General features: G+C 70.7%; 19 protein-coding genes. 9 read left to right on the top strand and 10 right to left on the bottom strand.

Annotated features, from left to right (window positions below):
• Window positions 1-2: 2 nt before the first annotated feature.
• Together AC0Z9V_RS06815 and AC0Z9V_RS06810 are read left to right on the top strand one after the other, a co-directional pair.
• Window positions 3-443 (top strand): MaoC family dehydratase, encoded by a 441-nt coding sequence (locus AC0Z9V_RS06815; protein WP_485141070.1) that lies wholly within the window; start codon window positions 3-5, stop codon window positions 441-443.
• Window positions 444-451: 8 nt separating this feature from the next.
• A complete protein-coding gene (locus AC0Z9V_RS06810; protein WP_133082571.1) occupies window positions 452-1,531 on the top strand; it encodes a UDP-N-acetylmuramate dehydrogenase in 1,080 nt (359 codons plus the stop codon).
• A gap of 37 nt (window positions 1,532-1,568) precedes the next feature.
• Here the strand turns inward: AC0Z9V_RS06810 and AC0Z9V_RS06805 are convergent, their stop codons facing one another.
• Complete coding sequence (locus AC0Z9V_RS06805; RefSeq protein WP_133082372.1) at window positions 1,569-1,997, bottom strand: hypothetical protein; 429 nt, start codon at window positions 1,995-1,997, stop codon at window positions 1,569-1,571.
• A gap of 167 nt (window positions 1,998-2,164) precedes the next feature.
• On the opposite strand from AC0Z9V_RS06805, the gene AC0Z9V_RS06800 reads away from it, so the two are divergent.
• Window positions 2,165-2,962 carry an ANTAR domain-containing protein gene (locus tag AC0Z9V_RS06800; RefSeq protein WP_133082373.1) on the top strand — a complete coding sequence of 266 codons (798 nt, stop codon included), beginning with the start codon at window positions 2,165-2,167 and terminating at the stop codon, window positions 2,960-2,962.
• Here AC0Z9V_RS06800 and asd read toward each other — a convergent pair.
• The 3 genes from asd to AC0Z9V_RS06785 all read right to left on the bottom strand — a co-directional run bounded on the left by asd (window position 2,959) and on the right by AC0Z9V_RS06785 (window position 5,517).
• The gene (asd, locus tag AC0Z9V_RS06795; protein ID WP_208739046.1) at window positions 2,959-4,098 is read right to left on the bottom strand and encodes an aspartate-semialdehyde dehydrogenase; all 1,140 of its coding nucleotides are present in this window, start codon (window positions 4,096-4,098) and stop codon (window positions 2,959-2,961) included. The two genes, AC0Z9V_RS06800 and asd, sit on opposite strands and share 4 nt — an antisense overlap.
• A gap of 79 nt (window positions 4,099-4,177) precedes the next feature.
• Entirely contained in the window at window positions 4,178-4,741 is a 564-nt protein-coding gene (locus AC0Z9V_RS06790) for a dihydrofolate reductase (RefSeq protein ID WP_133082375.1), read from the bottom strand.
• Entirely contained in the window at window positions 4,738-5,517 is a 780-nt protein-coding gene (locus AC0Z9V_RS06785) for a thymidylate synthase (RefSeq protein ID WP_244186319.1), read from the bottom strand. Before AC0Z9V_RS06785 ends, AC0Z9V_RS06790 begins: the two co-directional genes overlap by 4 nt.
• Window positions 5,518-5,660: 143 nt before the next feature.
• Between AC0Z9V_RS06785 and AC0Z9V_RS06780 the strand changes: the two genes are divergently transcribed.
• Window positions 5,661-9,593 (top strand): Pls/PosA family non-ribosomal peptide synthetase, encoded by a 3,933-nt coding sequence (locus AC0Z9V_RS06780; RefSeq protein WP_485141069.1) that lies wholly within the window; start codon window positions 5,661-5,663, stop codon window positions 9,591-9,593.
• Complete coding sequence (locus tag AC0Z9V_RS06775; RefSeq protein ID WP_485141068.1) at window positions 9,590-10,957, top strand: M1 family metallopeptidase; 1,368 nt, start codon at window positions 9,590-9,592, stop codon at window positions 10,955-10,957. The genes AC0Z9V_RS06780 and AC0Z9V_RS06775 overlap by 4 nt, the downstream gene beginning before the upstream one ends.
• Before the next feature lie 80 nt (window positions 10,958-11,037).
• Here AC0Z9V_RS06775 and AC0Z9V_RS06770 read toward each other — a convergent pair whose 3' ends face one another.
• The 6 genes from AC0Z9V_RS06770 to AC0Z9V_RS06745 form a co-directional block, all read right to left on the bottom strand.
• Window positions 11,038-11,826: a 4'-phosphopantetheinyl transferase family protein gene (locus AC0Z9V_RS06770; RefSeq protein WP_485141067.1), complete on the bottom strand. Its 789-nt coding sequence runs from the start codon at window positions 11,824-11,826 to the stop codon at window positions 11,038-11,040.
• Between the two features lie 69 nt (window positions 11,827-11,895).
• A complete protein-coding gene (locus AC0Z9V_RS06765) occupies window positions 11,896-12,135 on the bottom strand; it encodes a hypothetical protein (RefSeq protein WP_133082380.1) in 240 nt (79 codons plus the stop codon).
• Between the two features lie 192 nt (window positions 12,136-12,327).
• The gene (locus tag AC0Z9V_RS06760; protein WP_459267190.1) at window positions 12,328-13,296 is read right to left on the bottom strand and encodes an NUDIX hydrolase; all 969 of its coding nucleotides are present in this window, start codon (window positions 13,294-13,296) and stop codon (window positions 12,328-12,330) included.
• A complete protein-coding gene (locus AC0Z9V_RS06755; protein ID WP_208739754.1) occupies window positions 13,296-15,518 on the bottom strand; it encodes an RNA degradosome polyphosphate kinase in 2,223 nt (740 codons plus the stop codon). Before AC0Z9V_RS06755 ends, AC0Z9V_RS06760 begins: the two co-directional genes overlap by 1 nt.
• A gap of 79 nt (window positions 15,519-15,597) precedes the next feature.
• Window positions 15,598-16,569 carry a mycothiol synthase gene (gene mshD, locus AC0Z9V_RS06750; protein ID WP_485141066.1) on the bottom strand — a complete coding sequence of 324 codons (972 nt, stop codon included), beginning with the start codon at window positions 16,567-16,569 and terminating at the stop codon, window positions 15,598-15,600.
• Window positions 16,570-16,779: 210 nt separating this feature from the next.
• Window positions 16,780-17,487, bottom strand: coding sequence for a winged helix-turn-helix transcriptional regulator (locus AC0Z9V_RS06745; RefSeq protein ID WP_485141065.1), 708 nt, complete (start codon window positions 17,485-17,487; stop codon window positions 16,780-16,782).
• Between the two features lie 185 nt (window positions 17,488-17,672).
• Here AC0Z9V_RS06745 and AC0Z9V_RS06740 point away from each other — a divergent pair, with 185 nt between their 5' ends.
• The 4 genes from AC0Z9V_RS06740 to AC0Z9V_RS06725 all read left to right on the top strand — a co-directional run bounded on the left by AC0Z9V_RS06740 (window position 17,673) and on the right by AC0Z9V_RS06725 (window position 20,826).
• The gene (locus tag AC0Z9V_RS06740; RefSeq protein ID WP_485141064.1) at window positions 17,673-18,425 is read left to right on the top strand and encodes a hypothetical protein; all 753 of its coding nucleotides are present in this window, start codon (window positions 17,673-17,675) and stop codon (window positions 18,423-18,425) included.
• Between the two features lie 196 nt (window positions 18,426-18,621).
• Entirely contained in the window at window positions 18,622-19,221 is a 600-nt protein-coding gene (locus tag AC0Z9V_RS06735) for a heme-binding beta-barrel domain-containing protein (protein ID WP_087076961.1), read from the top strand.
• 91 nt (window positions 19,222-19,312) lie between these two features.
• Window positions 19,313-20,401, top strand: a complete 1,089-nt coding sequence (ygfZ, locus tag AC0Z9V_RS06730) for a CAF17-like 4Fe-4S cluster assembly/insertion protein YgfZ (protein WP_459267188.1) — start codon at window positions 19,313-19,315, stop codon at window positions 20,399-20,401.
• Entirely contained in the window at window positions 20,398-20,826 is a 429-nt protein-coding gene (locus AC0Z9V_RS06725; RefSeq protein ID WP_133082386.1) for an ankyrin repeat domain-containing protein, read from the top strand. Before ygfZ ends, AC0Z9V_RS06725 begins: the two co-directional genes overlap by 4 nt.
• Window positions 20,827-20,881 lie beyond the last annotated feature (55 nt).

The following is a 20,881-nucleotide window of genomic DNA, read 5'->3' as shown; positions in this document are numbered from 1 at the left end:
CCATGACGGTATCCATCTCCACACTCGAGGTCGGGCAGCAGATCGGCTCCGCCACCATCGCCCTCACGCGCCAGGACCTCGTGCGGTACGCCGGGGCCTCGGGCGACCTCAACCCCATCCACTGGAACCAGGCCTTCGCCGAGGGCGTCGGGCTTCCCGGCGTCATCGCCCACGGCATGTTCACGATGGGCGCCGCGGTGCAGCTCGTCACCGACTGGGTCGGGGATCCGGCCGCCGTCGTCGACTACCAGACGCGCTTCACCAAGCCGGTCGTCGTCGAGGACACGACGGCGCAGCCGGGGGAGCCGGGGGCCGTCGTCGAGGTGACCGGCGTCGTGGGCGCGATCGACGCGGAGAAATCGACGGCACGGGTCGACCTCACGGTGATGTCCGCCGGGCAGAAGGTCCTCGTGAAGGCACAGGCCGTGGTGAGGCTGCCGTGACGGCGCCACTGACGGGCACGCGTCTCGCCGACCTCACCACCGCCCGCGTCGGAGGCCCGGCCCGCACACTCGTAGAGGCCTCGACCGAGCAGGAGATCGTCGAGGCCGTCCGCGCCGCCGATGCCGCGGGTGACCCGCTGCTCATTCTCAGCGGCGGGTCCAACCTGCTCATCGGAGATGACGGCTTCGACGGTACGGTCGTCCACATCACGTCCACGGGCTTCACGGTGAACGACGACGATGCCACGTGCGGCGGCGTCATGGTGCGCGTCCAGGCCGGCCAGGACTGGGACGAACTGGTCCGGTACACCGTGATGCACGCCTTCTCCGGGCTCGAGGCGCTCTCCGGCATCCCCGGCTCGACCGGAGCCACGCCCGTCCAGAACGTCGGGGCCTACGGCTCGGACGTGTCGCAGACCATCGCCACGGTCCGGACCTACGACCGCGGGACGGACAGTATCAAGAGCTTCACCAACTTCGAGCTGACGTTCGGCTATCGGGACTCCCTGCTCAAACGCAGCACCGTCAACGGTTCACCCCGCTACGTGGTGCTGGCTGTCGAGTTCCAGCTGGGGCTCGGGCGCATGAGCAAGCCGGTCCGCTATGCGGAGCTCGCCCGGGCGCTGGGCGTCGAAGTAGGGGCCCGCGCCTATGCCAACGACGTCCGCCGGGAGGTGCTCAGGCTCCGCGCCGGCAAGGGCATGGTGCTCGACGCCCCCGACCCGGACACGTGGAGCACCGGATCGTTCTTCACCAACCCGATCGTCCCCTCCGCCGTCGCGGACCGACTCCCGCAGGACGCTCCCCGGTATCCGTCCGGCGAGGAGGGCCGGGTCAAGCTCAGCGCGGCCTGGCTGATCGAGCACGCAGGCTTCGCCAAGGGCTTCGGCCTCGCCGACGACGACGGCCGCGCCGCCGCGGGTGGACGCGCCTCCCTGTCGACCAAGCACACCCTTGCCCTCACCAACCGGGGCGGCGCCGCGGCGTCGGACCTCCTGGCGGTCGCGCGCCTTGTGCGCGACGGCGTCGAACGGACGTTCGGCATCCGCCTGGAACCCGAGCCGCTGCTCATCAACTGCTCCCTCTAGCGGATCCCCCGCCCCAGCGGCGTGCGTTCCCGCAGTCCTACAGCGCGGGGGAGCGGCGGGCCTGCTCGGCGGCAGCGCGGGTCAGGACGAGGTCCCTCCGGCTGTCCTCGCGCGCCACGAGCCGCCGTGAGCACAGCCACTGCGCCAGGCGGGATGCGACGCTGATCTGGGCGAGGCGGTCGTGGAAATCCGGCAGGAGCTGGGGAGGCGACAGGAACTCCGGCAGTGCGTGCAGCAGTTGCTGCGCGCCCATGACCCGCACATAGGGTTCCGTGGTCCCGAACTGGCGCTCGAGGGCCAGCAACTCCTGGTCGACCCTCTCCAACCGGGTGGCCGCGACCGTCTCGAGGTAGTCCCGGAGGTGGCACTGGACCCGCTCGTACCGCAGCAGGCTCTCCGGATGGCGCGTGTGGCCGCTCGCGGCGAAGAAGCGCCGGAGGATGGTGTCTGCGTTCACGGGATCCATGCGCCCATCCTGCCGCGACCCTCCGACCTTTTCCCACCCGGGATGCAAGCACGGGATACCCGCCGGATGTGCCCGCAGGATGTCGGCGGCAGTGGATACGATTGTCCATCCGAACGATCGCAGCGTCATGGCCTGCTGCGGAACCGTTGTGAGCGACAAGGATACGAATGACGGAACAGCGACACGTCACGCGCCGAGGACCGGACGGTTCGGCGAGGTCCCTGCGGGAGAGTGCCTTCGAGGCGTCCACCTCGGGCTATTCCCTGATGGATCTCGACTTCGTCATCCTCGACGTCAACGCGGCGTTCACGGAATCGACGGGTATCAGCCGGGACCAGCTGGTCGGCCGCCAGGCCTTCGATGTCTTCCCCGAGAACCCGGGACAGACCGATGACGCCCCCGCCCGGACCATGCGCCAGTCCCTCGAGCGGGTGATCTCCACCGGGCAGCGGGACAGCCTGCACATCCACCGCTATGACATCCCCGACCCGACGCGGCCCGGCGCGTTCCTCGAACGCTACTGGAGCCCGGTCAACATCCCCGTCCTCGACGAGGACGGTGCGCTCGTCGCCGTCCTGCAACAGGTGGAGGACGTGACCGACTACCGGGACGACCTCGTCAGGATCCTCGGGTATCTGGAGCAGCCGCCGGCGGAGAGCTCTGCCGAGACCTCACGCCGGTTCGTGGAGTACGCCACCACGGCCATGGCGCATTCGAGCCTCTACCACTCGGCCCGCAGGGAGGTGGAGCAGCTCCAGGAGGCACTGACGTCCCGGGGTGTGATCGACCAGGCGAAGGGAATCCTCATGGGGCGTCACCGGTGTGGCAGCGAGGAGGCGTTCCTGCGCCTCAAACAGATGTCCAATGACAGCAACGTGCGGATCCGGGACGTGGCGAGGGCCCTGATCTACCAGGCGTCCGCGCCCGCTTCACCACCGGCAGCAGGGGCGGACGCCGAGGGCTAGAGGTTTCCGGTGGCGATCATCAGCATCCGGCGCAGCGGCTCGGCCGCACCCCACAGCAGCTGGTCGCCCACCGTGAAGGCGCTGATGTAGTCCGGGCCCATCTCGAGCTTGCGGATGCGGCCCACCGGGATGTCCAGCGACCCCGTCGCCGCGACCGGGGTCAGCCCCGCGAGGGTGTCCGTCTTCGTGTTCGGGATGACCCGCACCCACTCGTTGTCCGCAGCGATGATCGACTCGATCTCGCTCACGGGCAGGTCCTGCGTCAGCTTCAGGGTGAGGGCCTGCGAGTGCGAGCGCATGGCGCCCACGCGGACGCACAGGCCGTCGAAGGGGATGCGGGCGTCGGTGCCGAGGATCTTGTTGGTCTCCGCGCCGGCCTTCCACTCCTCCTTGGACTGGCCGTTGCCGAGGTCGCTGTCGATCCAGGGGATGACCGATCCGGCCAGGGGCACGCCGAACTGCGTGGCCTCGAGGCTCGGGTGCCGCTGCTTGGCGAGGATCGCCCGGTCGATGTCGAGGATCGCCGAGGCGGGATCGTCGAGGTTCAGGGCGACGGTGCCATGGAGGGCCCCGAACTGGTTGAGGAGTTCGCGCATGTGGCGGGCGCCGCCGCCGGAGGCCGCCTGGTACGTCATCGAGGTGCCCCACTCCACGAGGCCGTTGCGGAAGAGTCCGCCCAGCCCCATGAGCATGCAGGAGACCGTGCAGTTGCCGCCGATGAAGTCGCGGACACCGTTCGCGAGTCCGGCGTCGATGGCCGACCGGTTGACGGGGTCGAGGACGATCACGCTGTCCTGCTCCATGCGCAGGGTGGACGCGGCGTCGAGCCACAGCCCGGACCACCCGGCGTCCCGCAGCTTCGGGTAGACCTCGGACGTGTAGTCGCCGCCCTGTGCCGTCACGATGATGGGCAGCTTGGCGAGCGTCCCGACGTCGTATGCGTCCTGCAGGGTGCCGGAGCCGTCGGCGAACGACGGTGCGGCTCCGCCCGCGGCCGATGTCGAGAAGAACACAGGATTGATGCGGGCGAAGTCGCCCTCGTCCTGGAGCCGCTGCATGAGGACCGAGCCCACCATGCCGCGCCAGCCCACGAATCCGACGGAGGGCAGGGCTGGGCTGTCGGGTGCTGAAGTCATGCCCTCCAGTTTAGCCGCGGAGGTCCTGCGGACCGCGCTTTGTGACCGGCACCTCCCTGATGCGGGCCGGGCCGCGGGTTCAGCCCTGCTTCGTCCAGAGACTGATGCGGTACCGGGTCCCGCCCGAGGACTCGAACCAGCCGGCCTCGGGGCTCAGCGCCGCGAGGGTCCAGTCGGCACCGAGGGCCGGAGCGACGGTGTCACCCTCCGCGGTGGACTCGACGACGGTGACGAGGGCGGCGTTCGCCCGGTCCATGGCCTCTGCGTAGACCCGCCCGCCGCCGATGATCCAGATCTCCTCGGCGCCCGGTCCGGCCTGTGCCGCTTCGAGGGCGGCGTCCAGCGAATCGACGACGACGGCGCCCGGAAGATCCGTGCCGGAGCGGGAGAGGACGATGTTCGTGCGGTCCGGCAGGGGCCGGAACTTCTCGGGGAAGGACTCCCACGTGCGGCGGCCCATGATGACCGGATGACCCGTGGTGGTCGCCCTGAAGTGGGCCATGTCCTCCGGCACGTGCCAGGGGATGCCGCCGTCCCTGCCGATCACGCCGTTCTCGGTCTGCGCCCAGATCATGCCGATCACGGGGTGCGACCCGACGGCGTCGCGCACGCCGAGGGTGGACGGCGAGGGGGTGCCGCTCATACCGCCACCGGGGCCTTGATGGTGGGGTGGTGCTGGTAGCCGACCACGTCGAAGTCCTCCAGGGTGTAGTCGAAGATGCTGGCCGGCGTGCGTTTCAGCTCGATCCGCGGGTACGGGTACGGCTCCCGGGACAGCTGCTCGGCGACCTGTTCGACGTGGTTGTCGTACACGTGCACGTCGCCGCCGGTCCAGATGAACTCCCCGGGCTCGAGGCCGGTCTGCTGCGCCATCATCAGGGTGAGCAGCGCGTAGGAGGCGATGTTGAACGGCACGCCGAGGAAGGTGTCGGCGGACCGCTGGTACAGCTGGCAGGAGAGCTTCCCCGGGCCGCCGTCCGTGCCGGGGCTCACGTAGAACTGGAAGAACACGTGGCACGGCGGCAGCGCCATGTCGGCGATCTCGGAGACGTTCCACGCGGACACGAGATGGCGGCGGGAATCCGGGTTGCTCTTCAGGGCCTCGACCACCTGGGCGATCTGGTCGATGTGTCCACCGTCCGGGGTGGGCCACGAGCGCCACTGGACGCCGTAGACCGGTCCCAGCTCGCCGTCGTCGTCCGCCCACTCGTTCCAGATCGAGACGCCGCGTTCCTGGAGCCAGCGGACGTTCGAATCGCCGCGCAGGAACCAGAGCAGTTCGAGTGCCACCGACTTGAAATGCACGCGCTTGGTGGTGATGAGCGGGAAGGACTCGCTCAGGTCGAAGCGGAGCTGCCGGCCGAAGACGCTGCGTGTCCCGGTGCCCGTCCGGTCACTCTTCGCCGCGCCGTTGGCCATCACGTCGCGCAGCAGATCCTCGTAGGGGGTGGGGATGGGGGTGCTCACCCGATCAAGTCTAGGCGCCGGTAGAGTTCGCCGGAACAATGGAGGGGCACCATGCACGACACCTTCCGTTCACCTTCCGACGGAAGACTCCACCCGTGACCATACCCGCGCCCGGAGCCACCGCCGCGCCCTACCCCGCACAGTTCGCGGCGTCGGCGCTCGCGCCGGCACCCCGTACCCTCCTCGACATCCTGCGTTCGACGGCCGCACAGCACCCCGATGCGTCGGCGCTCGACGACGGGACCTCGGATCTCAGCTATGCGGAGCTCGTCGGTGCCGCGGAAGGATTCGCGGCGACGCTGCACGACGCCGGGGTGAAGCGGGGCGACACCGTGGGGGTGCGCATCCCGTCGGGGACCAACGAGCTCTACATCGCGATCCTCGGCATCCTCGTCGCGGGTGCGGCCTATGTGCCGGTCGACGCCGACGACCCCGACGAGCGCGCCCGCGTGGTCTTCGCGGAGTCACGTGCGGCCGTCGTCGTCGGGCAGGGGCTGTCCCTGACCGGAGGGCCGGTCGGGCGAGGAGCGGCGACCGGCGGGCGCCCGGCGGGGACGGGGGCTCCGACGCCGGACGACGACGCCTGGATCATCTTCACGTCCGGCTCCACGGGGACGCCGAAGGGCGTGGCTGTCACGCACCGCTCGGCGGCCGCCTTCGTCGACGCGGAAGCACGCCTCTTCCTGCAGCGCGAACCGATCGGTCCCGCGGACCGGGTGCTCGCGGGCCTGTCCGTGGCCTTCGATGCCTCGTGCGAGGAGATGTGGCTGGCGTGGCGGCACGGCGCGTGCCTCGTGCCCGCGCCCCGAGCGCTCGTCCGGACCGGCGTCGACCTCGGTCCCTGGCTGATAGCGCGCGGCATCACCGTCGTGTCTACGGTGCCCACGCTCGCCGCCCTGTGGCCATCGGAATCCCTCGAGAACGTGCGGCTCCTGATCTTCGGCGGCGAGGCCTGCCCGCCGGAACTCGCGCAGCGCCTCGCCGTGCACGACCGTGAGGTGTGGAACACCTACGGACCCACCGAGGCGACCGTCGTCGCGTGTGCAGCACGCCTGGGCGGGGACGGGCCGGTGCGCATCGGCCTGCCACTGGACGGCTGGGACCTCGCCGTCGTGGACGAGTCCGGCGTGCCGGTGCGGGAGGACGGCACGGGCGAGCTCATCATCGGGGGAGTGGGCCTGGCCCGTTACCTGGACCCCGGGAAGGACGCCGAGAAGTACGCGCCGATGCCCACGCTCGGCTGGGATCGCGCCTACCGCTCCGGAGACCTCGTCCGGCTGCAGGCCGCCGGGCTCGTCTTCGTGGGGCGCGCGGACGACCAGGTCAAGCTCGGGGGCCGACGCATCGAGCTCGGGGAGGTGGACGCTGCGCTCCAGTCCCTCCCCGGGATCTCCGCGGCCGCCGCCGCGGTGCAGTCGACGCCATCGGGCAACCAGCTGCTGGTCGGCTATCTGGTGGCGGCCGGGCCCGAGCCCGATCTCCCTGAGCTGCGGGACCTCCTCGCGGAGCGCCTTCCCGCGGCGCTGGTACCGCTGCTGACCCTCGCCGGCTCGCTGCCGACCAAGACGAGCGGCAAGGTGGACCGGAACGCCCTGCCGTGGCCCCTCCCCGGTGTCGGGGAACCCGGGGATCCGCGGGGTCTCGACCCGCGCGTGCAGTGGATAGCCGACCAGTGGGCGGCAGTCCTCGGCTCGGTGCCGGCGGACGAGGACGCCGACTTCTTCCTGCACGGCGGTGGGTCCCTCGCGGCTGCGCGGCTCGTGTCGCTCATCCGCTCGAGGTACCCGGTCATCACCGTGGCGGACATCTACGCCCACCCACGGCTCGGCGCGCTCGCCGCCTTCGCCGCGGGGACGGGCGACGGCGGCGAGCGGTCTCCCGCACCACCGCGGACCGTGCGGCGCACCACGACCAGGTCGCAGGTCTTCCAGACCGTCATGGGCATCCCCCTGCAATTCCTCGCCGGGATGCGCTGGCTGACCTACGCGATGATCGCGGCCAACGTGCTCGGGGGCACGGGCCTCCTGACGGCGGCTCCCACCCTGTCCTGGTGGTGGGTGGGACTGTCCTGGCTCGTCTTCGTCAGTCCCCTCGGCCGCATGGCGCTGTCCGCGGCGGCCGCCCGTATCCTCCTCGGCGGCGTTCAGCCCGGGGTGTACCCGCGCTCCGGCAAGGTCCACCTCCGGCTCTGGCTGGCCGAGCAGATCTCGGACAGCGTGGGCGCGGTCGGCCTCGCGAGCGCACCCTGGGTGCCGGTGTACGCGCGGGCCCTCGGAGCGCGGATCGGCCCGGACGTCAGCCTCCACTCCGTCCCGCCGGTCACAGGTTTCCTGACCCTCGGCGCCGGCGCATCGGTGGAACCCGAGGTCGATCTCTCGGGCTGGTGGATCGACGGCGACCGCGTCCACATCGGGGCCGTCTCCGTCGGAGCCGGGGCCGTGGTGGGTGCGCGCAGCACCCTGATGCCGGGCGCGAGGATCGGCGCCGGCGCCGAGGTGGCGCCCGGTTCCGCCGTCCAGGGCGCCGTCGGGCCCGGACAGTTCGTCTCCGGCTCGCCCGCGACGCGGGCGGGCAGGGCGAAGCACGGGTGGCCGGATGCTCCGCCGCCGCGGTCTCGGCTGCGGACCGGCCTGTCGTTCCTCGTGTTCGCCGCGGCATCCGGAGCCCTCGCCCTCATCCCGTACGTCGCCGCCGTCATCGCCGCCCTCCCGGTCGTGGCCGCCCTGCGGGGAGCGCCGTCGCTCTCGGCGGTCTGGCCGTCCCTCGTGGGGTCCGTGGTCCTCGCGGCGGTCCTCTGGCTCATCGGGAACGCCGTCCTCGTGCTCGGAACCGTCCGGTTGCTCGGAATCGGCCTGCGGGAGGGTTTCTACCCGGCGCGCAGCCGGATCGGGTGGCAGATCTGGGCCACCGAGCGCACGCTCGACCTGGCGCGGGACCTCCTCTTCCCCCTCTACGCCAGCCTCTTCACCCCGGTGTGGCTCCGGCTGCTCGGGGCACGTGTGGGTCGGAACGTCGAGGCCTCCACCGTGCTGCTGATCCCCAGGATGACCACGATCAACGAGGGTGCCTTCCTCGCGGACGACACGATGGTGGCCTCGTACGAACTCGGCGGCGGCTACCTCAGGATCGCTCCCGCGAAGATCGGGCGGCGCGCGTTCCTCGGCAACTCGGGCATGACGTCCGCGGGGCGGCGGGTGCCCAAGAACTCGCTCGTCGCCGTGCTCTCGGCCACGCCCGCAAAGGCCAAGGCCGGCAGTTCCTGGCTGGGCAGTCCGCCGTCGCGCCTGCGCCGGCTCGCCGTGACGGGCGATCAGAGCCGCACCTTCCAGCCTCCGCGGAGGCTCAAGGCTGCCCGGGCCTTCTGGGAACTGTGCCGCGTGGTGCCGGTCATCCTCACCGTGATGATCGCCGCGGGCGCGCTCGTCATCTTCGACGCACTCGCCCTCCGGGGCGGGTATCCGGTGGCGGCGCTGCTGAGCGGCGTGGTCTTCATGATGCTCGGCGCCGTCGCGGCCGGCAGCGCCGTCGCCGCGAAGTGGCTGCTGGTCGGGCGGATCCAGGCGGCCGAGCATCCCCTGTGGAGTTCCTTCATCTGGCGCAACGAGGTCGTGGACACCTTCGTCGAGAGCGTGAGCGCGCCATGGTTCGCCCGTGCCGCCAGCGGTACCCCGGCGCTGGTCTGGTGGTTGCGGGCGCTCGGCGCGCGGATCGGACGCGGTGTCTGGTGCGAGAGCTACTGGCTGCCGGAGGCGGACCTCGTGACGCTCGGCGACGGTTCGACGGTCAACCGTGGCTGCGTCGTGCAGACGCATCTCTTCCATGACAGGATCATGAGCATGGACACCGTCGAGCTCGCCGCAGGCGCGACCCTCGGCCCGCACAGTGTGATCCTTCCCGCTGCGGACATCGCCGCGGGCGGCACGGTCGGCCCCGCGTCGCTCGTGATGCGCGGCGAGACCGTCCCCGCGGGGAGCTACTGGATGGGTAATCCCGTCAGCTCGTGGTCGGGTCCGGGGGACGGTGCGTGAGCGGTGACGCAGAGGCCTGCTCACCGGACCCGTACACGCCGGCCAACGGCAGCACCTCCTACCGGGTGGGACACTACGACCTGACCCTCGACTACAGGCTCGCCAGCAACCGGTTGTCCGGCCGTGCCGTCCTGACGATGACCGCCCAGCACGAGTTGCGGGAGCTCGAGCTGGACCTCAGCGGACTGCGCACCACGAAGGTCACGTCCGACACCGTGCGGGTGCGCTCCTTCAAGGATCGCGCCGGCAAGCTCGTGATCGGGTTCCGCGACCCGGTGCCCGACGACGCCGAGTTCAGGCTCGACATCCGCTACGAAGGCAACCCCGAGCCGATCTCCGGTACCTGGGGCGAGGTCGGGTGGGAGGAACTGACCGACGGCGTCCTCGTGGCCGGGCAGCCCACCGGAGCGCCGTCCTGGTTCCCGTGCAACGACCACCCGTCCCGGAAGGCCCGCTACCGGTTCACGGTGACCACCGACGCCGGCTACCGCGCCGTCTGCAACGGTGTGCTCGTCTCGCGGATCGCCAAGTCCAGTCGGACCACGTGGGTCTACGAGCAGGCGGAGCCGATGGCCACCTACCTCGCGACCGTCCAGATCGGGCGCTACGAGCTCGTGGCGCTGAACGACCCGGCACGACCCGCCGTCGGGCTTCCCGCACACGCAGTGCCGCGCGATCCTGCACAGCCGGTGCCGCAGTACGCCGCCGTCCCGCCGTCGCTCGTGCCCGCCGCCAGGGCCTCGCTGGCCCGCCATCATGAGATGATGACGGCCTTCGAGCGGCACTTCGGGCCGTACCCCTTTCCCCAGTACCTCGTGGTCGTCGCGGACGACGAGCTGGAGATCCCCCTCGAGGCGCAGACGCTCTCCATCATCGGACGCAACCACCTCGACCAGGACTGGGAGGCGCAGCGGCTGATCGCCCACGAACTGGCGCACCAGTGGTTCGGCAACGCCGTCACGGCCGCCCGGTGGCAGGACATCTGGCTGCACGAGGGCTTCGCCTGCTATGCCGAGTGGCTGTGGTCCGAGGCCGGCGGATCGACGACGGCGGACGCCCGCGCGCTGTCCACGCACCAGCGCCTCACCCGGGAACCGCAGGACCTCACCATCGGTGATCCGGGTGCCTCCGACATGTTCGACGACCGCGTGTACAAGCGAGGCGCGCTGGCATTGCACGCGCTGAGGAGGGCCGCCGGTGACGACGCGTTCTTCGGACTCCTGCGCGCGTGGTCGGAGGAGTACCGGTTCGGGTCCGTGACCACGCCGGACTTCCTCGCCTTCGCCACCGGCACCCTGCAGGGCATCGACGTCGGAGCGCTGCTGGCACCCTGGCTGTTCGCCGAGGACCTCCCCGCCCTGTGACGCCTGCGGGCCGGACCCGGCGCTGCCCGGCGCGTGCGGGGACCAACCGGTAGGGAGGGGACCACCCGGTAGGGAGGGGACTAACCGGTAGGGAGGGGACTAACGGCGACGGCGGCCGCGAGGCCCAGGATTCCGAGCAGCACCCCGCCGACCTCCAGGACGTCGGTGATCCTGTCGTCCATCAGCACGTCCACCTCGTCAGGACCCCGGTCGGCGAACCCCGTCCCCAGGGCTTTGACCAGGGCTTCCTTCCGCGACCACAGGCGAGCCCGTGCCGCAGGCCGGCGCGGCACGGACAACCCCCGGAGGGAGCGCCGTTCCGCAGGCGTGAGGGCGACGTCGTCGAACCCGTCGAACCCCACATCCGCGACCCGCTCCAGGTCCACGCCGATGCCGGCACTCGGGTCGCGGACGGAGCCACGCAGGTCCAGGCCCGCGAGCAGGATCACCTGACCGGCGCGGGACAGGCTGAGCGCCACGGGCAGGCGTTCGCCGTCGAGCAGGTACCCCGGCCGGCCGTGATCGGACCCGCCCGCCGGGGTGCACCGGGGGCAGGTGAAGCTCGAGGTGAGACGGCGGGCCTCCACGCCGAGCAGCTCGGCGGCCAGAGCGCGCAGCAGGTACCGTCCGGCGACGAAGAGCCCGGAGACATCCGTGTCGACCACTCGCGCAGCGCGTGCACGTTCGGTGTCGTCGAGGAGGCCCGCCATGACGTCGACCGGAGGGAGCCCGGATCCCGGACCGTGGCTCCCCGGGCCGTGGCTCCCCGGGCCGTGGCTTAGCGGGCCGACCTGCAGCCGGAGCAGGACGCCGGCCATCGGTCCGCCTGGTGCGGCTCCTGTATCCAGCGGCTCGTGGGGGGACGTCATCCCGCTATCCTCTCCCGGGGGATGCACGTCCCGCAGGACCGCCGGAGGGTCGTACGCCGCAGGTCGTGCCTAGTGGCGGACGCCGAACAGTTCGGCGCACACGTCCTCGCGCAGCACGAACGGTCGGGGTCGATCCGTGCCCGCGGAGCTGCCGTACACGTAGTAGCCGCGGCCCTCACCCGGACCGCCGGCGGCCCGGTCGATGGCGTGCAGGAGCTTCGGAGTCAGGCGCCCGGCAGGCCCGATCCTGTGGATCTGATCGATCTCGTGCGGTGCGAGCCCCCGTATGAGCCCCTTCACATCAGCCATGTCCGTCCCGTCCTCGGTGCTGGATCCTGCAGGAGCACCTCACGGTAGACCCTGGGGGTGAACGCGGCATGAACGGCGGCGCCGGAAGTGGTGAATCGACGCCGACCGGTCGTCCTCCGGTCGTCCTCCGGTCCCGAGGACGGTGCGAGGGGCAGGGGACGTCCGTGGAGGCCCTGTCCGCTCGGGCACCGATCAGTCGTCGTAGGCGCGGAACTGCTCCACGGAGACGATGCGACCCTGGTTGAGGGTGCTGACCTGGCAGATCACCGCTTCGCCGGGTGCCAGGTACGGGTCCTCGACGGGGAGCAGTGCTCGCAGCCTGCTCGTCATGTGGTTGCCCAGGACCGAGAACACCAGGGGGAGCACGGGACGGTGCGTGCACAGGGCGACGGGGCGGCGCTTGTCGAACACGCGTTCCACGGCGTTCCGGGCGCGCCCCGGCTTCCGGGCGGCGTCGTGCTCGGTGAGGGCGTCGACGAGCTTGAGCTTCGCGCTGCGCTGGTTCACGTAGGGGGAGATGGTCTGGACGCAGCGCACCCAGGGACTGCTGACCACGCGTTCGGGGTTCCAGGCCTGCAGGAGGCGGCTGACCGCGATCGCCTGGCGCCGGCCCGTGGCGGCGAGGGGTCGCTCGCCCTCGGCCCTGCTCCACGAGGACCGAGGTTTGGCCTTGGCATGCCGCACCACGATGAGGGGCCACGTCTGCAGGTCCTTCGCCGCATGGGCGGCGATGAGGGACTCGAGGGGCTCGATGTCCGAGGCGCTGGTCAGCATGTCGCGTGCCTCCTCGGGCGATACCCACTGGACGCGGTCCACCTCCTTGCCGTCCGGCTCAGGGCTCAGCCGTTCGGTCTTCGCGGCCCAGTAGTGCACCACCTTGTCGCCGGAGGACACCGGGTAGGTGATCGTCGCCAGCGGGATGCCGAGCTTCACGCTCAGGCCCACCTCCTCGAAGGTCTCCCGCACGGCACACTCGGGCGTCGTCTCGCCCGGATCGAGCTTGCCCTTCGGCCAGGACCAGTCCTTGTACCGGGGACGGTGGATGATCAGGACCTGGAGCCGGCCTTTCTCGATGCGCCAGCAGAGCGTCCCGGCCGCGACGACCGTCGCGCTGCCGCCCTGGGTCACGACGGCGGTGGCGTTCTTCGTGGTCGCGGCCATCAGCGGCGTGACACCGCCCGCTGGCGTGCCCGCGACGCGAGCAGCCAGGACTGGATGTCCTCGAGGGGCGCGCCGTCGTCGTCCTTGTGGTGGCGCGTCCAGCAGCCGGTCTCGTCGAGGTGCCAGCTGGAGACGGCCGGGTTCATGTAGCGGTCCATGAGGTTCATCAGGTAGGAGATGTCCTCGGGCGCATTGAGCTGCACGAGGGCCTCGACGCGACGGTCCAGGTTGCGGTGCATCATGTCCGCGGATCCGATGAAGACCGCCGGTTCGCCGCCGTTCGCGAAGGCGAACACGCGCGAGTGCTCCAGGAAGCGGCCGAGCACGGAACGCACGGTCACGTTCTCGCTGAGGCCCGGGACGCCGGGACGCACCGAGCAGATGCCGCGCACGATCACGTCCACCGTCACGCCTGCCTGCGACGCCCGGTACAGGGAGTCGATGATCGCCTCGTCCACCATCGAGTTGACCTTGATGACCACGCGCGCCGCGAGACCCGCCTGCTTGTTCGCGATCTCCCGCTCGATGCGGTCGATCAGCCCCGAGCGGACCGAACGCGGAGCCACCAGGAGGCGCTTGAACGTGGACTTCGGGGCGTAGCCCGAGAGCTGGTTGAACAGGCGCGACAGGTCCTGTCCCACCTGGTCGTTGGCTGTGAGGAGCCCGAGGTCCTCGTAGTAGCGGGCCGTGCGGGGATGGTAGTTTCCCGTGCCGATGTGGCAGTAGCGCCGCAGCCCGTCGATCTCCTGCCGCACCACGAGCGAGAGCTTGCAGTGCGTCTTGAGGCCTACGATCCCGTAGACCACGTGCACGCCGGCCTGCTCGAGCTTCCGCGCCCAGGAGATGTTGGCCTGCTCGTCGAAGCGGGCCTTGATCTCCACGAGCGCGAGGACCTGCTTGCCCGCCTCCGCGGCGTCGATCAGGGCGTCGACGATGGGGGAGTCGCCCGACGTGCGGTACAGGGTCTGCTTGATCGCCTGCACCTTCGGGTCGGCGGCCGCCTGCTCCAGGAAGGCCTGCACCGAGGTCGAGAACGAGTCGTACGGGTGGTGCAGCAGGATGTCCCGGCGGCGCATCGCGGCGAACACGTTCGCCGCCTTCGACGTCTCGCTCTCGTTCAGGTAGCGGCTCGTGTGCGGGACGTGCTTGGGGTAGTGGAGGTCCCCGCGGTCGATCCCGGCGATCACGCTGAGCCCGCGCAGGTCCAGGGGAGCGGGGAGGTTGTAGACCTCGTCCTCCTCCACGCCGAGCTCACGGGACAGGAGCGCCCTGATGCTCGGGTTGATGTCCGTGGTCACCTCCAGGCGCACGGGAGGCCCGAAGCGGCGGCGCAGCAGCTCCTTCTCGAGGGCCTGCAGGAGGTTCTCGGCGTCGTCCTCCTCCACCTCGAGGTCCTCGTTCCGGGTGACACGGAACAGGTGGTGCTCCAGGACCTCCATGCCCGGGAAGAGCTGATCCAGGTGGACGGCGATGACTTCCTCGAGCGGGATGAAGCGCGCGATCCGGCCGGCGACATTGCCGGCGCGGGGGCCGTCGACCGACATCAGGCGCGGCAGCTGGTCGGGCACCTTCACACGCGCGAAGAGCTCCTTCTCGCTGATGGGGTTGCGTACCACCACGGCGAGGTTCAGGGAGAGGCCGGAGATGTACGGGAAGGGGTGCGCAGGGTCCACGGCGAGCGGAGTGAGGATCGGGAAGACCTTCTCGGCGAAGATCTTGTGGAGCTCGGCCCGCGCGGCGTCGTCGAGCTCGCCCCACGTGGTGAGGTGGATCTGCTCCTGCGCGAGGGCGGGCCGGATCTGCTCGGCGAAGACGGCCGCGTGGCGCTGCTGCAGCTGGTAGCCGTCCTGCATGATCTTCTCGAGCTGCTCGATCGGGCTGAGCCCGGCGGCCGACGGCACCGCGAGGCCCGTCGCGATGCGCCGTTTCAGGCCGGCGACGCGCACCATGAAGAACTCGTCCAGGTTGGACGCGAAGATGGACAGGAAGTTGACGCGCTCGAGGAGGAAGAGTTCGGGATCCTCCGCGAGTTCGAGGACACGCGCGTTGAAGTCGAGCCAGCTGATCTCCCGGTCCAGGAAGCGGTCCGGGCGGATGTCGCCCGACGGGAGGAGGCTGGGGGCGAAGTCCGGGATGTCGATGCGGTCCTGTGTTGCCCGGGCCGGAGCCGTCTCGGAAGACCCGTACAGCGACGCTCCCCGGCGTTTGATCTCTGAATCCATTGCGTCTCCTGCAGCGTGGGCGGGCGTGGTGCGGCTGGTGCCCCGTCCTGACCGGCCGGGGCACGCCTCGAAAATAACCTTACAAGGTGGGTTGCGGCGTCTTCCCCGCGTACATGACGTCCACGTCCCAGCGCGTGAAACCGAGTTTCCGGTAGAGCGCGACGGCCGCGGCATTGTCGCCGTCGACGTACAGCATGATGGCCTGCAGGCCCTTGCCGTGGAGGTGCTCGATGCCCGCGATCGTGAGCGCCTTGCCGAGGCCCATGCCCTGGGCCTCCGGCGTCACCCCCACCACGTACACCTCGCCCATGGGCGGGTGCGCACCGATGCCCGGATGCACCTTCGTCCAGTGGAAGCCGAGCAGGGCGCCGTCCGCCTCGCGCACCGCGAGCAGGAAGCCCTCCGCGTCGAACCAGTCCTCGGCCATCCGCGCCTCGAGGTCGGCCCGGGTCATCGATCCCTGCTCGGGGTGGTGGGCGAACGCCCCGGCGTTGGCGGCGAGCCAGGCCTCCTCGTCCTGCCCTCGGACGAAGGATCGCAGTACGACCCCCTCGGGGAGTACCAGGGTGGGGACCGATTCCTCGACCGCGGCACGCGTCAGGCGCATGCGCCACAGTTCCCGCACGGGTGCGAAGCCGAAGCGGTCCGCGAGGTCTGCTGCTGCCGAGTGGTTGCCGTGCGACCAGCCGCGGAGGTCGTCGAGTCCCTCCGCGAGGACCGCCTCGATGAGGGCGGTCCCCGCGCCCTCGCCACGGCAGTCGGGCCCGACGACGAGTTCGAGGACCGCGCCGTCCTCCGTGCTGCGGTGGACGACGGCGACACCGGCGAGCTCGCTGTCGTCCGGCCCGGGCGTCCGGGCCGTGAACACGAGCAGCCGGTCCCCGACGTCCTGCGCGCGGAGGGTCACCAGGGTCTGCTCGGACAAGGGCGGATTGCCGTCGGCCTCGACGGCGGCGGCCGCGAGGCGGCGTATCTCCTCGAGGACCGGGGCCGCCGGGGCGCCGGCGATCCTGTCGATGGACCAGGTGGGGGCGTGCTGCGCGGCGGTCATGCGCCCAGCCTAGTCCCCGCTCCCTGCACGCGTTTTGGCCTACCGGGCGCAGGTGCGGTAGTGTCGGGAACTGCTCGAGGGGGATGCACCAGTGGGGTGCCCGCGATACGTTCGACCCGTATGTCCTCCACCACGATCCGGTCCTGTCCCGGATATGCGACAAGCCCCCTCCACCCGCGGTGGAGGGGGCTTTTCGCGTATCCTGCCGTCTCAGGCGTCCTGGTTGACCGCGCTGCGGTCCTCCGGGAGCCGGGTCAGCGTGAAGCGGTATCCGACGTTCCGGACGGTCCCGATCAGCTGCTCGTGATCCGATCCCAGCTTCGCCCGCAGGCGCCGCACGTGGACGTCGACGGTGCGCGTGCCCCCGTAGTAGTCGTAACCCCACACCTCGTGGAGGAGCTGGTCCCGGGTGAACACCCGGCCCGGGTGCTGCGCCAGGTACTTCAGGAGCTCGAACTCCTTGTACGTCAGGTTCAGCGGCTCGCCGCCGACCCGCGCCGTGTAGCTCGCCTCGTCGATCACGACACCGGACGCATGGATCTCGGTGCTGGTCTCCTCGCTCGCCGCCGTCGACCGCGCGATCACGAGGCGCAGGCGCGCTTCCACCTCCGCGGGGCCGGCCGAGTCCAGGACGACGTCGTCCGCCAGCCAGTTCACAGCCACCGCCGCCATGCCACCCTCCGTGAGGACGAGGACGAGGGGCGCGCTCAGGCCCGTGGCCTTCAGGAGCTGGGTGAGCGAGCGGGCTCCCACCAGGTCCTTGCGCGCATCGACCAGGACGACGTCGCACGGCTCGGTCTCCAGGAGCGCCGTGGGCTCGGCCGCGAGGATGTGCACCTTGTGGTTGAGCAGTTCGAGCGCCGGCAGGATGTCGACGGACGAGCCGGTGGTGTTCGTGAGCATCAGGATGTGCGGCATAGGTCCTCCACGGGTCGGGAATGCGCATCATCGGGCAACGGCGCCACCGGTGCAGGGATCCGGAACCGGGGCGGTAGAGATTTCGACAAGTATAGCCGCCGCCCTGTGATCGGGCGCACGTGGGCTCCTGCCCCGCGTCGTCCCGGTTTTCCCACGGGTAGGACCGGTAGGGCAGTATTGCTGGGGTGAAGAGGACGAGTGTGGCCGCAGCGGCCGGTACCGCAGCCGCGGCCGCGGGCATCATCGTCGCCTCCTCGTACATCGCCCTTCCGGTCCTCGCGATCGCCGTCGCAGCAGTCTGCGTCCTGGCTGCGATCGGCTGGCCGTACGTGCTCCGCGTCCCGGCCAGGAAGAGCCAGTCCGCCGCCATCGGGCTGAGCGCCCTGCTCGCGGTGATCCTCGCGGCCACGGTGCCGGGGCCGTCCTTCCTGGCCTGGTTCCCCGCCGCGGTGGCCCTCGGGGTCGGTGCGGTCTTCATGATCCAGCTGGTCCGCGGGACCGGCCAGAGCCTTCGCCTGGAATCCACGCTCGGTGCGAGCTCGGGCGTCATCGCCGTGGCGATGGGCGCCGGATGGGTGGCGGCCGACCGCCTCACGGCCAACGCGGCCGACTCCGGCATGACGCTGGTGACCGGGGTCAGCATCCTCGTCGCGATCGCCGTCGCCCTCCTGCCCCTGCCGGACCGGCTCGTGGCGCCCGCCGCCGTCGTCCTCGCTGCGCTCGCGGGACCCCTCGGCGCCCTCCTGTTCACCGATGTCCCCGCGCTCGCCGCGGGCGTGGTGGGGCTCGCCTGCGGAGCCGTCATCGCCGCCACACGCAGGTTGCTGGTGGCCCGCGACGCGCCCCTCGACGTCCTCGCGGCCGTCGCTGCGGGCGTCACCCCCGTTCTCGCCATCGGTTCCGTGGTCTATTTCCTCGACAAACTCTTCCTGTCCTGAGGAAGGCGGGCACGCACATCCGCCCGTCCCGTCCCGTGCGGAGCGGGCGTTAGGATGGGAGCATGTCCATTCTTGCCCTTGAAATCTTCTTCATCTCGCTGCTGGTCGTCGCCGGTCTCGGCATGGCCGGTTTCGCGGCCCTCGTCATCACGCGCCTGTACAAGGGCCAGAAGTAGCCGACCGTCCCGGAGACCCCATGTCGATTGATCTGCCCACCGACCTGACGCCCGAGCTGGTCCCACTGTCGTGGCTCCTCGGAACCTGGGAGGGGACGGGGATGCTCGGCGAGGGCACCGCGGATTCGGAGCGCTTCTCGCAGCGCGTCGTGTTCTCGCAGAACGGCCTGCCCTACCTCCAGTACAGTGCGGAATCGTGGCTCATCGACGAGCAGGGCTCGCAGCTCCGCCCACTGTCCGTGGAGACCGGGTTCTGGGCCCTCGACCGCAAGCTGAACGACGCCGACGTCGGGCCCGGCCTGAGCCCCGCGGACATCGTCCCGGCCCTGAAGACGGCCGACGAGGTGGAGCAGTTCCGCAACGACGCCGGCGGGTTCGACATCACGGCGACGATCGTGCATCCGGGCGGTATCGCCGAGCTGTACTACGGCAGCATCAAGGGACCCCAGATCCAGCTCAGCACCGACCTCGTGATGCGAGGGCAGCACTCCAAGGAGTACACCGCCGCCACCCGCCTGTTCGGCCTGGTGGAGGGGAACCTCTACTGGCGATGGGATGTCGCGGCGGACGGCAACTCCCTGGAGGCGCACGCCTCGGCCATCCTCAAGAAAGCCTCCTGACAGCACGAACCCGGTAGGGCCGGAGCAGCACTGCGTCGAGCCCTCGGGGCGCCCATCAGGAATAGTCCCGCCCGGAAGGCGTTATACCGTCATGACACCCAGCCCCCTCCTGAGCCGTCCCGGCGCCGTCGACGGCGGCGGTGCGGACGCCGGCGTCGCAGCCCACTACGGTGACCCCTTCCGCGAGCAGCGGTCCCTCGCCGACGGCCGGGCCGTCGTCGACCTCTCCCAGCGGGGCGTGGTCACGGTCTCCGGTCCGGACCGGCTCAGCTGGCTCAACACGCTGTCCTCCCAGTTGCTCCTCGGCCTCCAGCCGGGCCGGAGTTCCGAGACCCTGCTCCTGACCGTGCAGGGGCGTATCGAGTACTCGGCGCACGTGGTGGACGACGGCGCCACCACCTGGCTCATCACCGAAGGCGGAGAAGCCGCACCGCTGGCAGCCTGGCTGGAGCGCATGAAGTTCATGCTCCGCGTCGAGGTCGGCGACGCCACCGACGACTGGGCTGTCCTCGGGGCGAGCCGGGCGCTGCCCGAACTGGGGGACGGCGTCGTCGTGTGGGAGGATCCCTGGCCCGCGATCGGCATCGGCGGCTATGCCTACTCGGCCATCGCCGACACCGAGCACCCCGGACGGGAACGGCCCTGGTTCGAATACCTGGTGCCGCGCGAGCGCCTGGAGGAGGTCGTGGCCGCCACGGGTCTCGATCTCGCGGGGTCGCTGGCGGCCGAAGCGCTGCGTATCGCGGCGTGGCGGCCCCGGCCGGGCTTCGAGACGGACGAGAAGACGATCCCGCACGAACTCGACCTCATGCGCACGGCCGTGCACCTCGCGAAGGGCTGCTACAAGGGCCAGGAGACCGTGGCGCGTGTCCACAACCTCGGGCACCCGCCGCGCCGCCTGACGTTCCTCCACCTCGACGGCAGCCAGCACACGCTCCCGGCTCCCGGCAGTGCCGTGCTGAGCGAGGGCCGCACGGTCGGCCGGGTGACCTCCGTGGGCCACCACTACGAGATGGGCCCGATCGCCCTGGCCGTGCTCAAGCGATCGGTCGATGCCTCGGCGGACCTCCTCGTGCAGGACGGCGAGGAGGCCTATGCCGCCGCGCAGGAGGTCATCGTCGCACCGGACGCCGGCCAGGTGGTCGGGCGCGCGACCGGTTTCCTGAGGGCGCCGCGATGAGCGCCGGGGACGACGGGGTTCCGGCGGGTACAGCCACGAACGACGACGACGGCGCAGCCGCTGCGATCGCCCTTGCCCATGCACTGTTCGAGGCCGCCCGCTCCGGCGACAGCGCCACCCTGGTGAGGTACCTGGATGCCGGCGTGCCCTTCACCCTGACCAACACCGCGGGCGACAGCCTCCTCATGCTCGCCGCCTACAGCGGGCACCCGGCCATCGTGCGCGACCTCCTCGGTCGGGGCGCCGACGCCGACCAGGCCAACGACCGCGGACAGACACCCCTGGCGGGCGCGGTCTTCAAGGGGCATACCGAGGTGGTCCGGCTCCTCGTCGCGGCGGGCGCGGATCCCGACGCCGGGACGCCCTCCGCCCGTGCCGCCGCGGAGATGTTCGGGCGGACGGACGTCGTCGAACTGTTCGGCTGATTCCTGCTCCCGTCACGCAGGGATGCCGGCATGCCGGGTCCACCCCGCAGCGCCG

Source organism: Arthrobacter sp. UYP4 (assembly GCF_057291175.1).
Note: the sequence above shows the minus strand (reverse complement) of the source record. Positions and strands in the feature narration are given on the sequence as shown.